This is a genomic window from Sphingobacterium sp. G1-14 (assembly GCF_002196555.1).
GTDB classification, from domain to species: Bacteria; Bacteroidota; Bacteroidia; order Sphingobacteriales; family Sphingobacteriaceae; genus Sphingobacterium; species Sphingobacterium siyangense.
Map to the genome: position 1 here is coordinate 4,997,590 of NZ_CP021381.1, position 22,526 is coordinate 5,020,115.

At 36.7% G+C, this 22,526-nt stretch carries 5 protein-coding genes; all 5 read right to left on the reverse strand.

Annotated features, from left to right (window positions below; translation table 11 throughout):
* Positions 1-27 precede the first annotated feature (27 nt).
* From CBM24_RS21695 to CBM24_RS21715, 5 genes are read right to left on the reverse strand one after another with little or no spacing between them, the layout of a single operon-like run.
* On the reverse strand, positions 28-720 hold the full coding sequence (locus CBM24_RS21695) for a thioesterase II family protein (RefSeq protein WP_088162703.1): 693 nt from the start codon (positions 718-720) through the stop codon (positions 28-30).
* 18 nt (positions 721-738) lie between these two features.
* Positions 739-2,379 carry a cyclic peptide export ABC transporter gene (locus CBM24_RS21700; RefSeq protein WP_088162704.1) on the reverse strand — a complete coding sequence of 547 codons (1,641 nt, stop codon included), beginning with the start codon at positions 2,377-2,379 and terminating at the stop codon, positions 739-741.
* Between the two features lie 17 nt (positions 2,380-2,396).
* Positions 2,397-4,004: an MBL fold metallo-hydrolase gene (locus CBM24_RS21705; RefSeq protein WP_088162705.1), complete on the reverse strand. Its 1,608-nt coding sequence runs from the start codon at positions 4,002-4,004 to the stop codon at positions 2,397-2,399.
* A 3-nt stretch (positions 4,005-4,007) separates the two neighbouring features.
* On the reverse strand, positions 4,008-14,582 hold the full coding sequence (locus tag CBM24_RS21710) for a non-ribosomal peptide synthetase (RefSeq protein ID WP_088162706.1): 10,575 nt from the start codon (positions 14,580-14,582) through the stop codon (positions 4,008-4,010).
* Between the two features lie 40 nt (positions 14,583-14,622).
* On the reverse strand, positions 14,623-22,524 hold the full coding sequence (locus tag CBM24_RS21715) for a non-ribosomal peptide synthetase (RefSeq protein WP_088162707.1): 7,902 nt from the start codon (positions 22,522-22,524) through the stop codon (positions 14,623-14,625).
* Positions 22,525-22,526: the final 2 nt, after the last annotated feature.

Sequence of the window (22,526 nt, forward strand, 5' to 3'; positions counted from 1 at the left end):
TATATTTTAGAAAATCGTGTTTACTTATCATGCTATTGAAGGTAAGAGGATGGTATTCATTAGTTTCGCAATTTCTTTAGCAGCATTATAGATGAAGAAGTGTCCGCCTTGCATAATATGCCAGCTAAATTCGGAAGATGTATAAGACTTCCAATTATCAATTTTCTCGTTAAAGTGTTCCTTATTTCCCATTAAAGCAATAATTGGAATGGACACGACATCGAAATCAGACGGATTGTTTTTCTCCGCCACTTGAAAATCAGACCTTAAGATTGGAAGGAAAAATTCTCTATATTCCTTGTTCGTAAAATGCGAAGCTGATTCACTGCCTATTTCTTTTAGTTCCAGAAGTAGTTCCTGATCACTCAATAAGTGCCTAAATTTATTGCTATCTTTCTTCACCGGGCCGATGTTACCACTCACAATTATACTTTTTGGTTTTAATCCCTTTGTTTCCAATATTGACGCTACTTTTAATGATAAATATGCTCCCATACTGTGCCCATAAATAATGAAATCTTTCCCCTCAACATGCTTTTCCACCTGTTTACATAGATCAGTTGCGGCCAATGAAAAATCTGTAATTAACTGTTCTTTAATCCTTTTTCCTCGACCGGGTAGCTCAATCGGTATAAATTCGTGGTTCGTCAAATAAGGTTTTAAAAAATCGAAGGAATAGAAACTTCCTCCGGCAAAATGAATTAAAAAAATTTGAGCCATAATTTTTAGTTATTGACATTAAATAAAATTTATTTTTTCCTTATATAGCAATCCCTCTTCCATTCTAAATAATTGATTGCAATAATGATAATATTTTTCATCATGGGTGATCGCAATAATAGTATATCCATTGCTACTCAGCTCAGGTAAGATTTGACAGTAAAATTTCTCTCTAAAGTAGGGATCTTGATCTGCAGCCCATTCATCAAGAACGATAACAGGTTTTTTTTCGATTAATGCAATAACTAATGCAAGTCTCTTTCTTTGGCCGGTTGACAACTGTAAAGTAGAAAATCTATTACCAATCATTTGAACTTTATGCGCAATCTCAAATAGCTTTAAATAATATTCCCATAATACCGTATCGACCGTCTCATAAGAAAGAACTTCATCGAATAAAAAGAAATCATTTAAAACTACACTGAAATTGGAGCGGTAATACTCATCCATGTTGGGATATACGATATTACCATTCATTTTTATACATCCATTTGTGAAAGGAAAAAGTCCCAGGATAGCATTGATTAAAGTTGTTTTACCGCTACCATTCCCCCCATAAATAAAAACAATCTCCCCGCGAGTCAGCGAAAACCTTATTGGCCCTATTTGAAATTTTTTATCATTTCCGTAGTTAAATGTTAAGTCTATAACTTCTAAGGTGGTAAATGAACCAGTTATTGGGAAAGAGCTGCTGGCATTTTCTTGTGATAGCAGCAGCTCCTCCATAGAAAATGTTAATTCTTCAATCTTATTTGCGGCAACCCTTGCCTTCAATAGTCCCGGAAGATTTGTCATCAACGACTCAACAGATCCTAATAAATAAATTAAAGAAAAGACATATGTCACAACATCTGATGCTTTTAGAGATAATAAGAAACTGAAAACAAGCAAAATCATTGCAATCAACACGTAAAAGAGTACCTGACCAGTCATCTGCGAGTTTATAAACGCTGTTCCTGCTTTCAAACCAAAAGAAAGGGATTCTCTTGCATTTTTTAGAATACTTTCGTTGTACAGATAATTTCCCTTTCTTTGATCAATATAAATTTCTTTTAAACCGAATATCGCAGTATTTAGGTTTCGTTGAAATTCATCTTCTATTAATCTATTTTTATTTAAATTATGAACATTATTTTTAGACGTAAAATAATAAATAAAAACTCCAACTGCTGTTACAATTAATGTAATTAAAAACAATTTAACAGAGATCATCGAAAGGTAAATTAACACAGATAAGGCAACAAATAATGAAATCGTAAAATCTATAATACTAAGGGAAGCATTTGTTAGCACATTGATATCTGATAAAATAGAGGTTTGGATCTTAGTGAGACTACCGTAAATTTTATAATAATTTGAATCTATTAGTAGTCTCAGAATCTTCTTTCTCAATGTCCAACTTATCTGTAAAGAAATATCCATACTCGTTAATGCCAATTGCCTTCTTCCCCAAACGTAAACTAAGATCACCAGAGCAAATAACAATATATAATCTTTACTGACAGAATTCAATTTTCCATCTATGATAAATCCAACAACTTTAGTAATCAGATTTATAAACGAAAAGCTGCAAACACCTGTTAGAATACCAAGAAAAATATAAGAAATAGCATTTCTATAGCCTATTATTGGTAATACTAGTTTGGATAGCTTCTTCATCTAGAAAAGATATTTTTTTAGTTATTATATAATATTTCCTTTTCTCCATAGAGTCTCTCGGCAATCATATTTCGCTTTTTACATTCTTCCACGAGTAAATCGGATTGAATTATGGGATTCGACTCAGGAGTGTATTTAACCGTACTTATAAATTCCAGCCAAGGCTCCTGCCCCATGGCATAAACATAAACTTCTTTGGGATTAAAAATATCGACTAACGTTATTCCTTTTTCAAAATTTGAACCCGCCAGCCGTCTAGATTGGTCTTTATCTCGAGGTAAATCTTCGGTCAACAATGGGCCATAAAGCCATGTTAATGGCGCGCCATCACATTCCATACCTAAAAAAATCACATCGACATCGCCAATAATCTTTTGAATATTTATATATAACTGTGGCTCTAAAATTCTTGAATCAGCAGCAAACAAAAATTTATTCTTTCCGACTTCAACATAAAAGCATGCTTTGGCTTGTATATTTAAGTCACTGTGTTCTCCTGTAAATGGTAAGCTAATTATTTTACAATCTGGAAAAGCAATGCTTTCCATATCATCCAATTCGATAACATTATCAAAACCAATTTCAGTAAATAATAATTTAAGATTCGGATCTTGTAATGCTCCTGTAGTTGTTCGCGGCATAACAATATTCCTAATCTTATGTCTTAACGGTAATAAAGTCTCAAATAAAATATGATCTTGATGATTATGTGTTATTAATACATAATCAATAACATCGGGTAGATCCAAATCAGAAAAGTGATCAACATTTGACGGATATCCATAGTAACTAATCAATGGATCAAGCAAAATACTTAGACCCTGTGTTTCGATCAATATACATGCATGTCCGAAATATCTCATTCTTGTATTCTTTCCTTCATAACTTTTATAGGTAGGTAGAGGCTGGTCTGTAAAGAAATTGAAGAATAATTCTTTTTCATTGTCTGGAACATTAAGCATCTCACACACCTCATGTATACTGCCTCCATTCCTTTTCATTTTACTGAGTAGATCTATACCTTGGTGGTCAAAAGATATAGGAAGATGTATAACCTCGGGATCGTCAATTCTTGGTGTACTTAGACAAAATGGGCGTTCATCATTATTCGTTATCCACAAAGCTATACTTTGTGAGTCCTTCCGGTAAAACTCACTTTTGTATAACAATGGCTCAAAAAAGCGAAACGAAGGGTTGTTATTTAAATCATAAGTTAGTTCAACCAATCCCTTAAGTAGATCAGGAACTTTAGGGTATAACTGTTCAAGTGAATACCCTTTGGCTTCTTTCTTTAACATTTTATCGAGCTCTGTTACTGCCATTGCAAACTCAATATTCTTTGCTTGTTGTTCTTCAGTTTGATTTTTTAGAAGGATTATGTCATTAACTCTATTTTTTTTGAAATCCATAAATGGACCACCTAACATTTTGGGATTTTTGACAGCAGCATCATGAATTTGTGGCGATTGAATATAAGAATTCATAATTTTTAGATGACGTCCAACAATATTCATAGCTGCGGTTGCAGGAGAAATGAGATGAGACCATGCATACCATCTATCATAAAGTGGTTCAATAACTAAGTTAGGTTTGGTATACCAAACCTTATCATTTAAATTGTTCATAGCTTATATATTAGATATTAGATTAGTAAGATATTTTTTTGCATAGGGTTCCAGCTCAGGTAAATAAATACCCAATGAGCTTAACATTTTCATAGTATATTCTGTGCTTACCTTCTTATTTGAAGAGGAAAAGTTCATCTCTATCTTGTCATTTTCATCTATCTTTGTTATACGCGCATCTAAGAAAGGTGAAATATCCAGAGGTCTAGACTTCGATTTTTGGTATTGTGAGTTAAACCATACCGTACCTTCTAAAGGAATAAGAACCTTGGACTGCCTATGCTCACAAAAAAACTTTTCAATAGGTAGATTGATCTCATTTGAAATGTGAAATACGCCATCACTACCATCGGATAAACGAGAAAGTTCATATATGCTACTTGCAACAAAATCCACCGGTGTAATTGGTACTTCATAACCTAGGGGATATTCTCCCATCTCGTAACAAGACTTCAGAAATCTAGGGAACCACTGACTAATTGGCATCCTACCTGAAATACGATCGCCCGTAATTAAGCCTAGTCGGTGAATTTGAATTGGCAATCCTTTTTCTTTAAAATGAAAAAGAAGCATTTCACTCATCCATTTAGAACTCGCATATCCTGATGAATGATAGTGTTTTTCGTCTTGTATATTTGTACTTTCATCTATTGATTTTTTATCATTGGACGAAAAAATAGACAATGTAGACGTATGTATGATTTTTTTAGACTTCCCGTAGGTTGAAAATTTAATTATTTCTAATGTCCCAACAACGTTTACCTTTTTTAATTTTTCGAAATTTGATATCAAATCCATTTCAGCGGCAGTATTATAAATATAGTCAATTTTATGAGCTAGGTTTATATATAGTTCTTTTGGGATACCAAAATGTTCTTTCTCAAGATGTCCTAAAACAGGTACTATTCTTTCCAGATATTCTTCTTTGAATAATCCATAAAAACTCATATTTTTTATAATACGTGCTTTTGCAAGCCCGATGTCTGTTGCACGAACCAGGCAATATACAATGGCATTACTTGTTTTTTCCAGAATTTTCTGTAGTAGATATATACCAACAAAACCAGTAGCACCAGTTAATAATACATTATCAAATTTATCTTCAAATTCCTGGATTGGGTGTCTCCAAAGGTCACTACCTTTTAACTCATTTAGTATAATTTCGCAATCAACAACTTCTGAATTACTTATATTGCCCCCCTCCTGATCAATTAAATCTGACAATAGTTTGATCGTTGGGCAATTGTAGAGGTCTCTTACGCTTATCCTTCTATGAATCTTGTCATTTATAGCACCTACACATGTAACGGCTAGTAATGAATCTCCTCCAATATCAAAAAAACTGCTATCTATTGAGATTGCATTCAATTTTAGGACTCGACACCAATTTTCGTGCAAAATTTGCTGTGTAACAGTCAATTCAACAGTAAAAGTTGTATCAATAAGCCTAACAGCATTCAACTTTTTTATTTCTTCCAAGTTGGTCTTTCCATTTTTATTGACTGGAAAAGTTTTATAGATATAATATTCCTTAGGAACCATAAAATGGGGCAGCTCCACCCTTAATACCGTATTAATATCGTTTAAGCTTAACTCTTTATCAGTTTCTAAAGCTGCAACCAACTGTTTTACTCCATCCCGAATATTTATCAATGCCCTGGCATCCGATACGAAGGACAAATTTCGCAACTGATATTCAATTTCAGAAAGCTCCACCCTATAACCATTAATCTTTACTTGATTATCCGCCCTTCCTGTTATAATTAAATTGTCATAATTATCCCATCTGCCAATATCACCGGTTAGAAATATATGACAGCCCTTCCTAAAAGGATCTTTAAGAAATTTTGGCTTTTCGTTCGGCTCGATGTCTAAATAGCCATCTGATGGATTCAAACCACCAATTACAATTTCCCCATTTATTCCCTTTGGAACCAAGTTTAAATCATTGTCTAATACGTAGACATATGTTCCTTCAACCGGTTTTCCGATTGGTACAGAATATCGTAGTTCATCTAGAGCGTTATATTCAAAATAAGTAGATGCGATGGCAGTCTCCGTAAGACCATAAGAATTATAATATTTACCAAATTGGGCAAACTGTTCAACATATTTTTTATCTACTAATTCTCCACCAGTCAGTAATATCTTCAAATTTTTTAATGATTCGATAGCAATCACCCTTAAAATTGCTGGAGGCAAAAAAGAAATATCAATTTTATTAACTTTAATAAAGTTAACCAGATTTTCCGGCTCAAGTCTAAGATTTTCATCGACATTGAAGAGTTGGCATCCGGAGCACAATGCGATAAAAATTTCCAACAGAGAGGGATCAAAAGTTAATGGAAAAAACTGAGTCATTCTCATCCCTGGCTCGAGAGACATCATATTTAAATGTCCTCTAATTGTTTTGAACAGAGATTGATGACTTATTTTCACGCCCTTGGGAGTACCTGTAGTACCTGATGTATATAAAATATATGCTATATCACTACTGTTAATCTTCATCAGGGGAATCTCTTCTTCAACAATACTAAACATTTCCTCAAATGAATTTTCGTCAATAATATATTTGCAATTGGAATTTGTAAGAATAAAGTTTCTACGATCACCGGATACATTAGGGTCAATTGGCAGATAAGTATTACCAGATTTTAGAATACTCAATATTGAAAAAATAGATCTCTCATCCTTGTTTTGTAATAAGACAGCAATAATATTTCCCTTTTTCCCTTCAAAATAATTTTGCAAATAGATCGCACCTTTATTTGAAACTTCATCTATTTGTGAATATGTATACTTGACCTTTCCAGAGGCATAGGCTAATAGATTCTTTTTATCTAAAAAATTATGATAGAATAGCTCTATTACATTTGATTCGATAAATTTATATTCATCCGTACTACCTATTCGAAGAAGCTCTTTTAATTCCTGGTCTGCAAGCATTTCCAAATTATTTATTAAACTTTGTGGATTTTTCAACAAGGAATTGAAGAGCCCTAAAAAGTGATCAAAAAAAGTTAAAATAAAGACTCTATCAAATAAATCGGAATTATATTCGATCCTCAATATAAGGCCATCATCAGAGTCGGAAAAATTAAACGAAATATCATATTTGCTCGTTCCATTTCCTCCATATTTCCTGTTGAGCTGTGAACTAGTATTAAATCCTAGAATATCCGTATTGTTCGATGACTTGGTATCTTTAAGATCATTATAGGTAACCATAATTTCGAAAAGTGACTTACAAGCATTATTTAAACTATTTAGCTCATCAATCAAAGAATCATAAGGATAATCTTGATTTTGCATAGCAAGCGATAGATATCTTTGAACCTGATCTACGAGGTCCTGAAAAGTATCTTCAGGTTTAAAATCAATCTTTATGGGCAAAAGGTTTACAAACATTCCAACAGAATTATGTAATTCTTCCTTTGTCCGACCAGGAATGGGAATACCAAAAATAATTTTATCTGAATTAGTGTATCTTTTTAACAAAATACTCATCAAGGCCAATATCCCCGTGAAGGTAGAGTGATCAGATTTTGCCAATAGCTTATTAAATTGATTTAGAATCTTTACATCAATAGAGAAATTTTCTTGACTTCCATGGTAGGTCTTTAATGCGTCAAAAGTTGATTGATGTGGTAAAACGGTCTTTTCGGGTAAATCATCAAAAAGATCTAACCAAAATGTCTTTTGATTATTCAACTTCCCTGTATCCAATTGATCATGCTGCCATTCTGAGAAATCTTTATATTGAATTTCGATATTTGACAAATTGGGTTCTTCATTTTTAAGAAATGCATTGTAGGCGAGAAGGAACTCTTTCATCACATTCTGGGCAGACCAAGCATCACTTATGATATGATGGATAACAAAACTTAGTATATGATTTTTATCGGCAATACGATACAAGTTTAATACAAAAAGCGGAAATTCTTCTAGATCAAATTGAGTTTTGGCATCAATGTTAATTTTATCAAGGACTTGCACATATGGATCGTCATTCCCTCTTAGATCAATTTCATTTACAACGATAGTAATATCGTTCATGTTCAGTATGATCTGCATCACATCTGTTTCGTGTTGGACCTCCTTGAAAATTGTACGTAAAATTTCATGCCTTTTAACAACTAGATTCACTGCTTTTTTGAATTTTTCAATGTTCAAATCCGCAAACTCATAAAATTTAGGAATATTATACATGCTCCCGGCAGCCGGATTTTGACAGACTAACCAGATTCTTCTCTGTGACGCAGAAATCCGATACATCTCTTTTTCAGAAGTCTTACCTATCGGTATATATTTCACTGAATGAGAATCAAAGATTAATTTAGCTTGCTCTTCCAGCACCGGTGTTTCAAAAATTTCATAAAATTCAATGTTCTTATTGAATTTTTTATTTACTTCATTAACAAGTTGAGCTACTTTAAGACTATGCCCACCCAAATTAAAAAAATGTTCCTTTTTTCCTATATTATCAAGATTGATATTTAATACTTTACTCCAAATTTTTGCTAATTCAATTTCGGTGCAAGTAGTTAGTGATTCAATTTTAAAAGTTTTTACTTCAAGATCAACCGCGAGCTGTTTTAAGGATTTAACATCAAGTTTGCCATTTGCTAACAAAGGTATTTTCTCAACAAAAATCAACTCTTTTGGAATCATATATGAGGGCAGGTATTCACTTAAATATTCCAGTATTATTTCTTTTTGCAGCTTATACTTTGAGATCAGAAATGCATAAATCTCAATTTGGCTCTCCAAATCCATAAATGGAAGCAATACTGCTTGATCGATATATTCCAATTCCTCTAATCTCCTTGTAATTTCGGGTAATTCAACTCGATTACCACGAATCTTAACTTGCGCATCTTTGCGTCCTTCGAAAAATAAGTTTTTATCATTTAACCATCTCCCATAATCTCCGGTTTTATATAAAATTAAACTATCATCCCATTTCGCTTTTACAAATTTTTCCTTAGTCAATTTGGCATCGTGTAAATAACCTAAAGATAAACCGACACCACCGATGTAAATTTCACCAATAGCTCCAACAGGTACAAAATCTCCTTGCCCATTTAACAAATAAACTTCATTATTTCCGAAAGGCCTACCGAGTGGAAGTAGCTTATCTTTCTCATGAATATTGATTTTATAAATTAATTTTCCAATTGTAGTTTCCGTTGGTCCATAATGGTTATATATTATACATGAGATTGAATTTTTCCTCAATAAATCTAAAACGTCTTCACCTATCGACTCTCCTCCAAAAATTAAAGTAGTATTTGGTGTAAATATTCCTTCACTTAATGCTAACAATTTCCAATGAGTTGGAACAATTTTGATACAATCTAGATTATGGTGTTTGATCGCCCTTCCGCTCATTGATTCCTCCGTCGAAAAGATAACAAGCCTTCCTCCTGAACACAAACTGGTAAACAAGGTAGTGTTCCCGAGGTCAGTTGCAAAAGAAGAAAGCAGTCCAAATGATTTCGCCTCTGAAATATTTGTTGACGAACGGATTCCATATAGATAATCCAAAATTGCGCCATGACTTACACGTACACCTTTAGGTTTTCCTGTACTGCCGGATGTATAAACAACATAAGCGCAGTCATTCTTAGTAATATTCCGTTTTAATTCATAATCTCGAACGAGATTTTCTTGATCTAACTGAATATCAATCGCAAATAAGGTGCCTGAAAAATAATCCAACGAAAATAAATACTCCGATTGAGTGATTACAATCTTTATCTGCGATTCTCTCACAATAGTTCGTATTCGTTCTTGAGGAAATTCTATATCGATTGGTAGATATGCTGCACCAGTTTTCATAATGGCAAGCATACAGGTTACGTAGTCTATATTTCGATCCAATAATATCCCTACAAGCGCTCCAGGTACTAATTTGTAGTCATTCAAGAGTAGCTTTGCGAGCCTACTTGATATAATATCCAATTCTAAATAAGATAATTGCCTGTTATTAGAACTTACAGCTATGGCGTTTCCATTGTTTCTCACTTGATCATCAAAGAGGTCTAATATACTTAAGCTATCATATTCCGGAAAACTATTAGTAGCATAAGGTAGGAATTGTGTTATCGATAATAAGTCTTCCTTTGAAATAACAGGTAATTTGTTAAGATTACAATGATTAAACTTACCAATCGAAGTCACTAGCAAATTAAATGATTCGAATAAACGTTTAATGGTTTTATCTTCGTAAAGTTTACTATTATAAATTATATTAATAGAAATAGAAGTCTCCATTTCCCTTATAAAAAAACTTATATCAAATTTACTTCTGACTCCCGAATGTAATTGAATCTTTGAGTCGATAGAATGCGTTGAATTTGACGCAATAGGAGGGCGTTTCTGATCTGCGTCCTTTGGCTGAAACACAACCATAATATTGAACAATGCATTGCTATTAACCGATCCATTATTGTTTAAATTATCATAGATCTCTTCAAAATCATAGTCTTGATTTTCCAATGCCTCAGAAACAGTAGCTTTTACTTTGTTTAAAAGGGACAGAAAAGTGTCATCCTCGTTTAATATTGTCCTCAAGGGAAGAGAGTTGACAAAATATCCTATTGTGCCATAAAGCTCTTCTCTTTCTCGACTTGATGCGGATGAACCAACAAGGATATCTGTTTCCGAAGTATATCGAAATAGAATTGCCTTTATTGCAGAAAGCACCACTACGTATAAGGTAGTTTTTTGATCAGTAGCCAAATTCTTGAGAGACCTCAATACAGACTGATCGAAGTTCCCTATTAAACTTCTACCTTCATATGTCTGATGACCACTTTTCGGCATATCTAGCGGGAATTGTGTTCGGATAAGATCTCCCCCTAGCTTATTAGCCCAATATTCCCGCTGGCTCAACAATTTCTCTTGTGTTAAAGCATTTAATTTCCAAGTAGAAAAGTCTTTAAATTGTATTTTAACTTCAGGCAAACTAAACTGTTCATTTCTTATTTGCGATTCCATTAATTGATGGAATTCATTCTCCAATATCCTAAATGACCAGTCATCACAAATTATGTGGTGTATAACAAATACTAACTTTAACTTCGCACCTGGCGCCCTAAAGAGATAAGCTTTCAATAAAGGTCCTTTTTTTAAGTCGAAAGGAAGAAATATCTTGTCTAAAATACCTTCTTCAAGATTGGTCTTATTGTTGGTATCAACCAACTCTACATTAAAGTAAACATCTGAAACAGGTATAATCTTTTGTTGAACTTTCCCCTCTTGATCAATAAAAAAACTTGTCCGAAGCACTTCATGCCTTTTTATCAGATATTTGAAGATCGTATCAAAAATACTTTGATCAATTCCCTTTTCAAATTCGTATACTCCATAAACGTTATAGGTAATATTTGCTTCATTATTTTGGCTGAGCATCCATAACTTTAGCTGCGTGGGTAAAATTTCATAAGCTTCCTGGGCCGGAGCGCCTGTTAAAGTTAAAGAACTATCTAAAGTAGATTTTTCGATAAGGAGAGCTTGCCCAGATAAAGAGGAATTGTCAAATAACAGTTTTAAGCCTAACTGGACGTTAAACTTTTTAAATATAGTTGACATCAATCTGATCGTTCTTAGACTATGCCCCCCAAGTTCAAAAAAATCCGAATATTTTCCTATTTTTTGCTTTTCTATTCCCAATACCTCAGCCCATAGCGCTGTTAAAGCAACTTCAGTATCACTTTCTGGAGCAATTATACTCAAATCTACGTTAATGGATGAATTAATGGGTATTCGAGATAAAGCTTTTTTGTCTGCTTTTCCATTTGCCGTAAGAGGGATGGAATCTACACGTATAAAATTAACGGGTACCATATATGCGGGAATTCGATTCAGTAAGTTCATACGCAAAGTATTTTTATCAAATTCCCTTTCTGACACAACAAAAGCGCACAATTCCAACTCTCCTCTTCCAAAATCGTTCGCGATAACCACTGCAGATGAAATTTCAGCCGAAGCTAAAAGGGCATTTTCAATTTCAGCGAGTTCAATTCTGTATCCACGTATTTTCACCTGATCATCAATACGACCTAAAAATTCAATATTTCCATCCCATAACCAACGGCCTAAATCACCAGTGCGATATATGGTTATTTCTTCATTACTAGAAAATGGAACAAAACGTTCCGCTGTTAAAGTTTCTCTGTTGAGATAACCTTGGGCTAATCCTATACCTGAAAGACAAATTTCTCCAATCGCGCCCTTAGGTTGTGGACAATCGTTAGGATCAAGTATATAAACTTGCATATTATTAATCGGACGTCCTATAGGAATACTATTTAATCCTAGCCTAGTTTTAAAAAAGGTTACGTCAATACTCGCTTCCGTTGGGCCATAAAAATTATAAATCGGTATTTTACTTATATTGTACCACTTATTTACGAATTCGGCCTTAAGTTCTTCACCACTGGAAATTATTTGTTTAAGGCTCCTTAGCTTATTTAAATTTTGATGATCTAGTTTTATTGAGTCTATAAATTCATTTAACATTGAAGGAACGAAGTGAAGTATAGAGACTGAATATTTCTCAATATGACTTACTAAATTATCTGGATCAGCAACATCGCCATCTGCAAAAACTAGGGTAGCCCCAAAGCAAATGGGAAGAAAGATTTCCCAGATCGAAACGTCAAATGCACAATTTGTTTTATTCAGTATTACATCCGATTCTGTACCTTCGAGATATTTCCACATCCATTCTAATCGATTCACAATCCCTTCATGATTCAGTAAGCACCCCTTCGGCATTCCAGTTGATCCCGAAGTATATAATAGATACATAACATCATTACCTTCGACCTTAACCTCATGTTTATTTATTTGGCCAACCTCCATCAGCTCGTTAAATAGATCGGTAGTTAAACAACAAACAGACTTGCTATCTCTATGTATAAACTCTATTCTTTCAGCAGGTAAAGAAGAGTCAATAGGAAGAAAAACAGCGCCACATTTGATAACAGCCAAATAACAAATGATTAATCTTTCATCTCTTGGCAGTTCGATGGCTATAATGTCGCCTTTTAAAATTTCGAATTTTAGCAAAAGATTAGAGGCTAATCTCGAACTCAATTCATCTATTTCATTAAAAGTAAACTCTTTATCCCTATATTTTACCGCAATTTTTTCTTCGTTTATTTTTACTTGATTCTGAAACAATTCCAAAACTGTTCGCCCGCTTAGATTAACTTTCCTCCCTTGAGACAATTGGATTAGATTAAGATATTCTTTATGGTCAAGATTTGATAACCCTTTTATTTGATTTACTGGATTAACTAGAAGGGAATCAATTAAATTGACAAATCTATCCAAAAAACACTTTACCTCACCATCATTGTAAATAAAGCTGTTGAATCCGAAATCAATAGAAAAATCCTTGCGAGAACTAAATGTAACCCAAAAATTATAACCAATTTGATCAAATGCTTGAGAGGAAACGATTGATAGTTCATTAATATTGGAATTTTCGTTTTTCTCTTTTCCGGCTATTAATTCTTGAACAGGATAGTTTTCATACACTAATATATGATCAAACAATGCATTACCAAAGGCTGTAGTAGATAAAATATCGGCCAACTGCATATGATGATAGTTAATTGAGTCAATAAAACTCTCCTGAGTCTGCTTAGCTAATGCTGCAACAGTCAAAGAAGTATTAACTGCAACATGAACCGGAACTGTATTACTAAATAATCCGATCATTTCTTCAACACCCTCTAAATCCGCAGGCCTCCCTGACACTACAGAACCGAATACGATATCTTTTGTCTGAGTAAATTTGGAAAGATGGATCGCCCAGAGTGTTTGAAAAAATGTATTTTCTGTTAACCCATTTTGTTTACAATAATTGCGAATTTTGTCCGACGTCTCTTTGGTAAAATTATATCCTACATGCTCACTTTTATTGATAGAAGATTCATGAGCATTCTTTTGAAAAGGTATTACGGTATTTTCTTCAATATGAGCAAGTTTCTTTCTCCAGTAATCTATTGATTCGTTTTCGTCTCTCGTTTCTAACCATTTAATATAATTCGAAAAAGGTACAAGCTTTGCAAAGAACGGTTGTTGTCCTGACAATCTGTGTAAATAAATGCTAAAAAAATCGCGCATTAAGATACTTAAACACCAACCATCCATTATAATATGATGGTGGCTCCAAACAAGTTCAAATGTTTCATCATCAAATTTTAACACTCCTAATCTCATTTGAGAACCTCGGTTCAAATCAAAACCCTTCGATCTGTCAGAAACCTTGAATTTCTCAGCTATGGTATCATTACATTCTTCTATTATTTGATATTCTGATTCAATACCTGTTTTTACAACTTGTAATAAAGTTGAACCATATTCATGGCTAAAAAACGTTCTTAACAACGGATGTCTTGCTACAAGTTCTCGATAGCTCTCCTTTAAAATTTCAACATCAAGTTTTCCCTTAATTTTGAAAGATAACTGAACAAAATAATCTTGTGAATAAGGATTAGTTAACCAATGAAAGTAAAGACCTTCTTGTAAAGGACTTAATTTGTAAATATCTTCAATCATTATAAAAAATAATTTTCACCAAATGAATTCTTAAAAAAAATTAAATACTATTGATCTTTTCGATCTCCGTTTGAGAAAGGCCTTGAAATGTAAGATTCTTTGTCTTTTCATTCTGAGCCGGATCGGATGAAAGCAGTTCGATATACTTACATAAGTAATTTTTAAAAGAACTTAGCAAATCATCCATTGTTGAATCCAAAAACTGCTCTTTACTATATGTAATATTTACGTGGAGACTTCGATCAACTATTATTGCTGAGATATTGATTAGTTCGGAGCGTTCTCTATCTGGTGGTATTTGATCTCCAACTTGATCCCCAATAAATCTAAAAAGTTGTTTTTTCTCCTTTAATTCAACGCCCCTACCAAAGTCACCTAAATAATTAAATGTGACCTCTGGCAAAATTTGGTAAGGCATGCCGCCTAAATATTTTAACGCCCCAAAGCCGAACCCATTATTCGGTATTTCCTGTATTTTGGCCTGGCAATCAAGCAAATGACTCAATAAATTTTCCTTATTTTTCACTTCAAAATGAACAGGGTATAGCGTTGTAAACCAACCAACAGTTCTACTAACATCGATGTTCTTTGCCAATGACTCCCTGCCATGTCCTTCTAAATTGACAGTTATTTGATTTGTTTCAAAAATTTGTGAAAGTGATAAAGAAAGGACTGCAAGTAAAATATCCTTTTGTACAGCTTTATAATCATTGTTATTCATTTTGGTAACGAATAATTCTGTCGTTTTTTCATCTAACTTAAAGTATTTCGTTCCTGAGTCCTTTTGTAAATTAGTTCCAAGCGCAATATCTTTTTTTAGATGAACCACATCTTTAGCATTCACATCACCCCAATATTGTTTTTCTTCCTCAAGCTGCCCACTAGCTACATACTCTGTTTGCCATTCCATCCAATATTTAAATGAATCTGACTTCTTTGGTAACTCAAATTCTTTATTAGTATAATATTGATCAATCAATATTGCTAGATCCTCGAAAATAATACGCCAAGAAACACCATCAACAACCAAATGATGAGCTATAATCAGTAATCTATCTGAATCACTTGATTTTCTAAATAAATATATTTTTATAAGTGGCCCCTTTTCTAGATTAAAACTTCGTTGGATCTCATTACAGTATTTTTCAAAATCAAAATATTCTTCTTCTTCAATCACACTAAAAGATATCTCATTATCTTCATGCCCCAAATTAAACTGGTTCCATTCATGTTCTGTTTTAGCAAAACGCATCCTTAAAGCATCATGGTGATGAATTATTCTTTGGAAAATACCTTTGAGTACTTCCGTATTAAGGTCTTTTGATATTTCAAGTAGTACGGATTGATTATAATGATGGTAATCAATCTTTGTTGTTGTAAAAAAATATTTTTGAATAGGTCCCAGTAGAACTTTACCTTCAATTGTTCCTTGATCACTGTCTGTTATATTTTCAGTTATATGATTTTTTAGCTCATTCAATTCGGGAAAAAGAAGTACATCTTGGATTGTCAAAAAATAACCTTTTTTCTTTAGTCTTGAAACGATCTGAATTGATTTAATAGAATCTCCTCCTAAGTCGAAAAAATTTGATTGTAACCCTATGTTATTAACTAGAAGGACTTCTTCGACAATCTCAATCAAGGCATTCTCGATATTATTTGAAGGCTTAATAACGTTATTTATGTCATGGTTCTTTGAGGATAGTTGTCGCAGTGCTTTTAGGTCTCTCTTGCCACTTGCGCTCATAGGAACTTGGTCTATTTTTGTAAATAGAGCCGGGATCATATAATCTGGCAGGGCTCTTTCCAAAAACGTAGCTATTTCAGACCGGTCAATAGGCTCTTCCGAAACATAAAATGCCTCCAACATACCCATGCTATTGTCTTCTGTCTGGATTACGGCCGCCTGTCTAATATAGGGATGGATATTCAGCACCGATTCTATCTCCTCCAGTTCTATACGGTGCCCCCGTACTTTTACCTGACTATCTCGTCTACCTTTATATTCCAATTCCCCATCCGCTCGCCAACAACAGATGTCGCCTGTTAAATAGATGCGCTCACCTGGTCTATATGGATCTGCTATAAAGCGTTTCTCCGTTAGCTCGGCCTGGTTTAAATAGCCCTGTCCAACCCCCTTCCCGCTTATTCCTAGCTCGCCCTGGATACCAATGCCACATATCCCCCTTTTCTCATCCAAAATGTAAGCTGCCACCCCATCGATGGGCCGGCCTATGGTAATCTCATCACCCAATTTTATCTCTTTGACTGTACAGCCCACCGTGGTCTCTGTCGGACCGTATTCGTTATAGATCTTTGCATGAGGGGCCGAACTTACCAAAACGTTCACCTGCCCTTCCAATAAACGTTCACCTCCGGCGATGATACATTCCAAATTTGACGAACTCAAATCCAGCTCACCGAGGTAGTCAATATGCGATGGGGTCAGCTTAAGACAATTAACCGTGCTCGATCCTGAAAATATAGCGCCAAAGGTATCCGATAGAGTCTGCTCTGCCCCATATATACTGATAGTTCCTCCACAGCTAAGTGGGCAAAAGATACTCGTGATCGTCAAGTCAACTCCTATGGAGGTAAAAAATGCAAAATTTATGTGAGCAAGCTCCGTAAAATAATAGCCATTCGCCCATTGAAGGTAATTCGAGAGATTGCCCTGGTCAATAATGCATCCCTTGGGCTGACCGGTAGACCCTGAAGTATAAATAATATAAGCACCGTCATTACATGTCAAATCTACTTTGGGATGACTTTCATAATGCCTGCTTTCCGAACCGAGCTGGACATCAACCATAAACATTGCACCCGAAAAGAACGATACATCATAAAGGTAAGATGCCTGGGTAAGCAGTACCGATATCTCCGAATCTGCAATAATATGTTCTTTGCGCCCCTCCGGAAAATCTGGTGATATCGGCACATAAACCCCTCCGGATTTCATGATACCCAAAATTGAGATGATCAATTCTTCAGAACGATCAGCCATCACCCCAACAGCATCGCCTTTCTTCACGCCATAATCATTGAAAAGAATATCGGCAAGCAGATCCGACTGGGCTTCCAGTTGCCGGTAGCTGGTACTCTTCCCATTGTTCACTATGGCCGCAAAATCCGGATATTTCTTAACGCAGTCACCAAACATTGACAAAAACGACCGGAACTCACGCTGTGAATCAAAAGAAACATTAAATTCTTCCAATATCTGGCTCTTGTCTACCGAGGACAAATAGTGCTGTGTGTCTAAAGGTTCTTCTGGAGCAGATAACACGTTGTGCATCAGCCGGGAAAAATGATGATGAAGACGCTCCACATAAGGGGCCGTAAACATCGCGTCATTGTACTCAATCATAAGATTGACTCCTTCTCCATGTTCGATGAACATAAAGGTCAGGTCATACTTACTTACGCTATGCTCAGTTCCTCCAAAAGAACCGACCCTAAAGTCCCCTACATCCTGTTGACCGACTCCCCCCCGATTATCGTGATAATCAATCAGCACGTCAAAAAGAGGTGCACGCCCGGATTCCCGTACCGGGGCCAGCGCTTCTATCAGTTCGTCAAAGGGAAAAGACTGGTGTTCATATGCCTCCAAGGTAACCTTTCGCACCCCTTGGAAAACAGACCTGAAATCTGTCTCAGTATCAACCCGGGTGCGCAGCGCCAGCATATTAAGATAAAAGCCGATCTGGCCCGAAAGGTCAGCCTGGTCCCGACCAGCGATCGGGCATCCAATGATCATATCAGACTGGCTTGTGTATTTGTACAGCAGAATGCTCAGAAGGGAGAGAAATCCCATGAAAATACTCCCGCCTTCCTGCTGAACGTATGTTTTCAACCGGGAAATATCGTCTTCACAAAGCGCTTTAACAAAAACACTACCGGTCGTTGCACGGGTATCTGGTCGGATCAGGTCACCAAGTCCGCTCAGGACGGGAAGTTCGCCTGAAAACTGTTCCAGCCAATATTTTTTATGCGTCTCAAAAACTCCGGTGACCAGCTGTTCTTGCTGCCAGGATGCGTAATCCTTATATTGGATACGTAGAGGCGCAAGCGCATTGAGTTCACCTGCACAATTCGACTGATAAAGGGACAGAAGTTCCCGTATGAAAATATCCATGGACCAACCATCGCTAACAATATGATGCATCACCAGGCAGAATATCCAGTTATCATCACTAAGACGAAACAGGCTGCAACGGACCAAAGGGCCGGTGCTCAGATCAAAGCGATGCTTGAACTCCCCCTCTATCAGCGACGATACCTCCGGTGAATCCTTATCTTGTGCCAGGTCTTCGATATGGAGACTAAAGTCCGTACTCAAGGGACCCAGGATACGCTGCCGGAGCGATCCTGCAGCATTCTCAAACAGTACCGTTCGGAGAATTTCATGTCGAGCAAACATCTCTTCTACAGAGGCCTTCAGTGCAGAACAGTTGATATTACCGTCAAAGGTATACGCTGTCGTGATATTGTAAGCCGTACTATTGGGATCCATCTGATGTTGGACCCATAGCCTGCGCTGGGAGGAGGAAGCAGGATAACTGTCACTGGGCGCTGCCAATGGTATTGAGTCCGTGCCAGAATTATAATTTAATCTAATAATATTCAGTTGATCTATAAAAGTTTTATGGATAAACATATCTTTTAGATCCAGCTTAGTCGAGTAACTTTTATTAATTAATCCGAGTAATTTGATTGCTGTCAAACTATTACCACCCAATTGAAAAAAATCACTATAACTACCCACTCGTTCCAATTGTGTACCTAGAACTTCATTCCAAATCTTTAATAATTCGCTTTCTATACCACTTGAAGGCTTAATAACGTTATCTATGTCATGGTTCTTTGAGGATAATTGTCGCAGTGCTTTTAGGTCTCTCTTGCCACTTGCGCTCATAGGAACTTGGTCTATTTTTGTAAATAGAGCCGGGATCATATAATCTGGCAGGGCTCTTTCCAAAAACGTAGCTATTTCAGACCGGTCAATAGGCTCTTCCGAAACATAAAATGCCTCCAACATACCCATGCTATTGTCTTCTGTCTGGATTACGGCCGCCTGTCTAATATGGGGATGGATATTCAGCACCGATTCTATCTCCTCCAGTTCTATACGGTGCCCCCGTACTTTTACCTGACTATCTCGTCTACCTTTATATTCCAATTCCCCATCCGCTCGCCAACAACAGATGTCGCCTGTTAAATAGATGCGCTCACCTGGTCTATATGGATCTGCTATAAAGCGTTTCTCCGTTAGCTCGGCCTGGTTTAAATAGCCCTGTCCAACCCCCTTCCCGCTTATTCCTAGCTCGCCCTGGATACCAATGCCACATATCCCCCTTTTCTCATCCAAAATGTAAGCTGCCACCCCATCGATGGGCCGGCCTATGGTAATCTCATCACCCAATTTTATCTCTTTGACTGTACAGCCCACCGTGGTCTCTGTCGGACCGTATTCGTTATAGATCTTTGCATGAGGGGCCGAACTTACCAAAACGTTCACCTGCCCTTCCAATAAACGTTCACCTCCGGCGATGATACATTCCAAATTTGACGAACTCAAATCCAGCTCACCGAGGTAGTCAATATGCGATGGGGTCAGCTTAAGACAATTAACCGTGCTCGATCCTGAAAATATAGCGCCAAAGGTATCCGATAGAGTCTGCTCTGCCCCATATATACTGATAGTTCCTCCACAGCTAAGTGGGCAAAAGATACTCGTGATCGTCAAGTCAACTCCTATGGAGGTAAAAAATGCAAAATTTATGTGAGCAAGCTCCGTAAAATAATAGCCATTCGCCCATTGAAGGTAATTCGAGAGATTGCCCTGGTCAATAATGCATCCCTTGGGCTGACCGGTAGACCCTGAAGTATAAATAATATAAGCACCGTCATTACATGTCAAATCTACTTTGGGATGACTTTCATAATGCCTGCTTTCCGAACCGAGCTGGACATCAACCATAAACATTGCACCCGAAAAGAACGATACATCATAAAGGTAAGATGCCTGGGTAAGCAGTACCGATATCTCCGAATCTGCAATAATATGTTCTTTGCGCCCCTCCGGAAAATCTGGTGATATCGGCACATAAACCCCTCCGGATTTCATGATACCCAAAATTGAGATGATCAATTCTTCAGAACGATCAGCCATCACCCCAACAGCATCGCCTTTCTTCACGCCATAATCATTGAAAAGAATATCGGCAAGCAGATCCGACTGGGCTTCCAGTTGCCGGTAGCTGGTACTCTTCCCATTGTTCACTATGGCCGCAAAATCCGGATATTTCTTAACGCAGTCACCAAACATTGACAAAAACGACCGGAACTCACGCTGTGAATCAAAAGAAACATTAAATTCTTCCAATATCTGGCTCTTGTCTACCGAGGACAAATAGTGCTGTGTGTCTAAAGGTTCTTCTGGAGCAGATAACACGTTGTGCATCAGCCGGGAAAAATGATGATGAAGACGCTCCACATAAGGGGCCGTAAACATCGCGTCATTGTACTCAATCATAAGATTGACTCCTTCTCCATGTTCGATGAACATAAAGGTCAGGTCATACTTACTTACGCTATGCTCAGTTCCTCCAAAAGAACCGACCCTAAAGTCCCCTACATCCTGTTGACCGACTCCCCCCCGATTATCGTGATAATCAATCAGCACGTCAAAAAGAGGTGCACGCCCGGATTCCCGTACCGGGGCCAGCGCTTCTATCAGTTCGTCAAAGGGAAAAGACTGGTGTTCATATGCCTCCAAGGTAACCTTTCGCACCCCTTGGAAAACAGACCTGAAATCTGTCTCAGTATCAACCCGGGTGCGCAGCGCCAGCATATTAAGATAAAAGCCGATCTGGCCCGAAAGGTCAGCCTGGTCCCGACCAGCGATCGGGCATCCAATGATCATATCAGACTGGCTTGTGTATTTGTACAGCAGAATGCTCAGAAGGGAGAGAAATCCCATGAAAATACTCCCGCCTTCCTGCTGAACGTATGTTTTCAACCGGGAAATATCGTCTTCACAAAGCGCTTTAACAAAAACACTACCGGTCGTTGCACGGGTATCTGGTCGGATCAGGTCACCAAGTCCGCTCAGGACGGGAAGTTCGCCTGAAAACTGTTCCAGCCAATATTTTTTATGCGTCTCAAAAACTCCGGTGACCAGCTGTTCTTGCTGCCAGGATGCGTAATCCTTATATTGGATACGTAGAGGCGCAAGCGCATTGAGTTCACCTGCACAATTCGACTGATAAAGGGACAGAAGTTCCCGTATGAAAATATCCATGGACCAACCATCGCTAACAATATGATGCATCACCAGGCAGAATATCCAGTTATCATCGCTAAGACGAAACAGGCTGCAACGGACCAAAGGGCCGGTGCTCAGATCAAAGCGATGCTTGAACTCCCCCTCTATCAGCGACGATACCTCCGGTGAATCCTTGTCTTGTGCCAGGTCTTCGATATGGAGACTAAAGTCCATACTCAAGGGACCCAGGATACGCTGCCGGAGTGATCCTGCAGCATTCTCAAACAGTACCGTTCGGAGAATTTCATGTCGAGCAAACATCTCTTCTACAGAGGCCTTCAGTGCAGAACAGTTGATATTACCGTCAAAGGTATACGCTGTCGTGATATTGTAAGCCGTACTATTGGGATCCATCTGATGTTGGACCCATAGCCTGCGCTGGGAGGAGGAAGCAGGATAACTGTCACTGGGCACTGCCAATGGTATCTTTGTCCGTTTTATTCCATTAATTTCATTCAAATAACCCTTTATTTCTTCTTCATATTCACGAATTAGCACATGAATTTCATTATCCAAATTGTTGTTTGAATCGACAACTAATTTATCATCTATTAATTTCAGATTAATTCCAGCCTTTCTTAGACCAGTCAATATTTTTTTTACAGTTGAGCTCATAA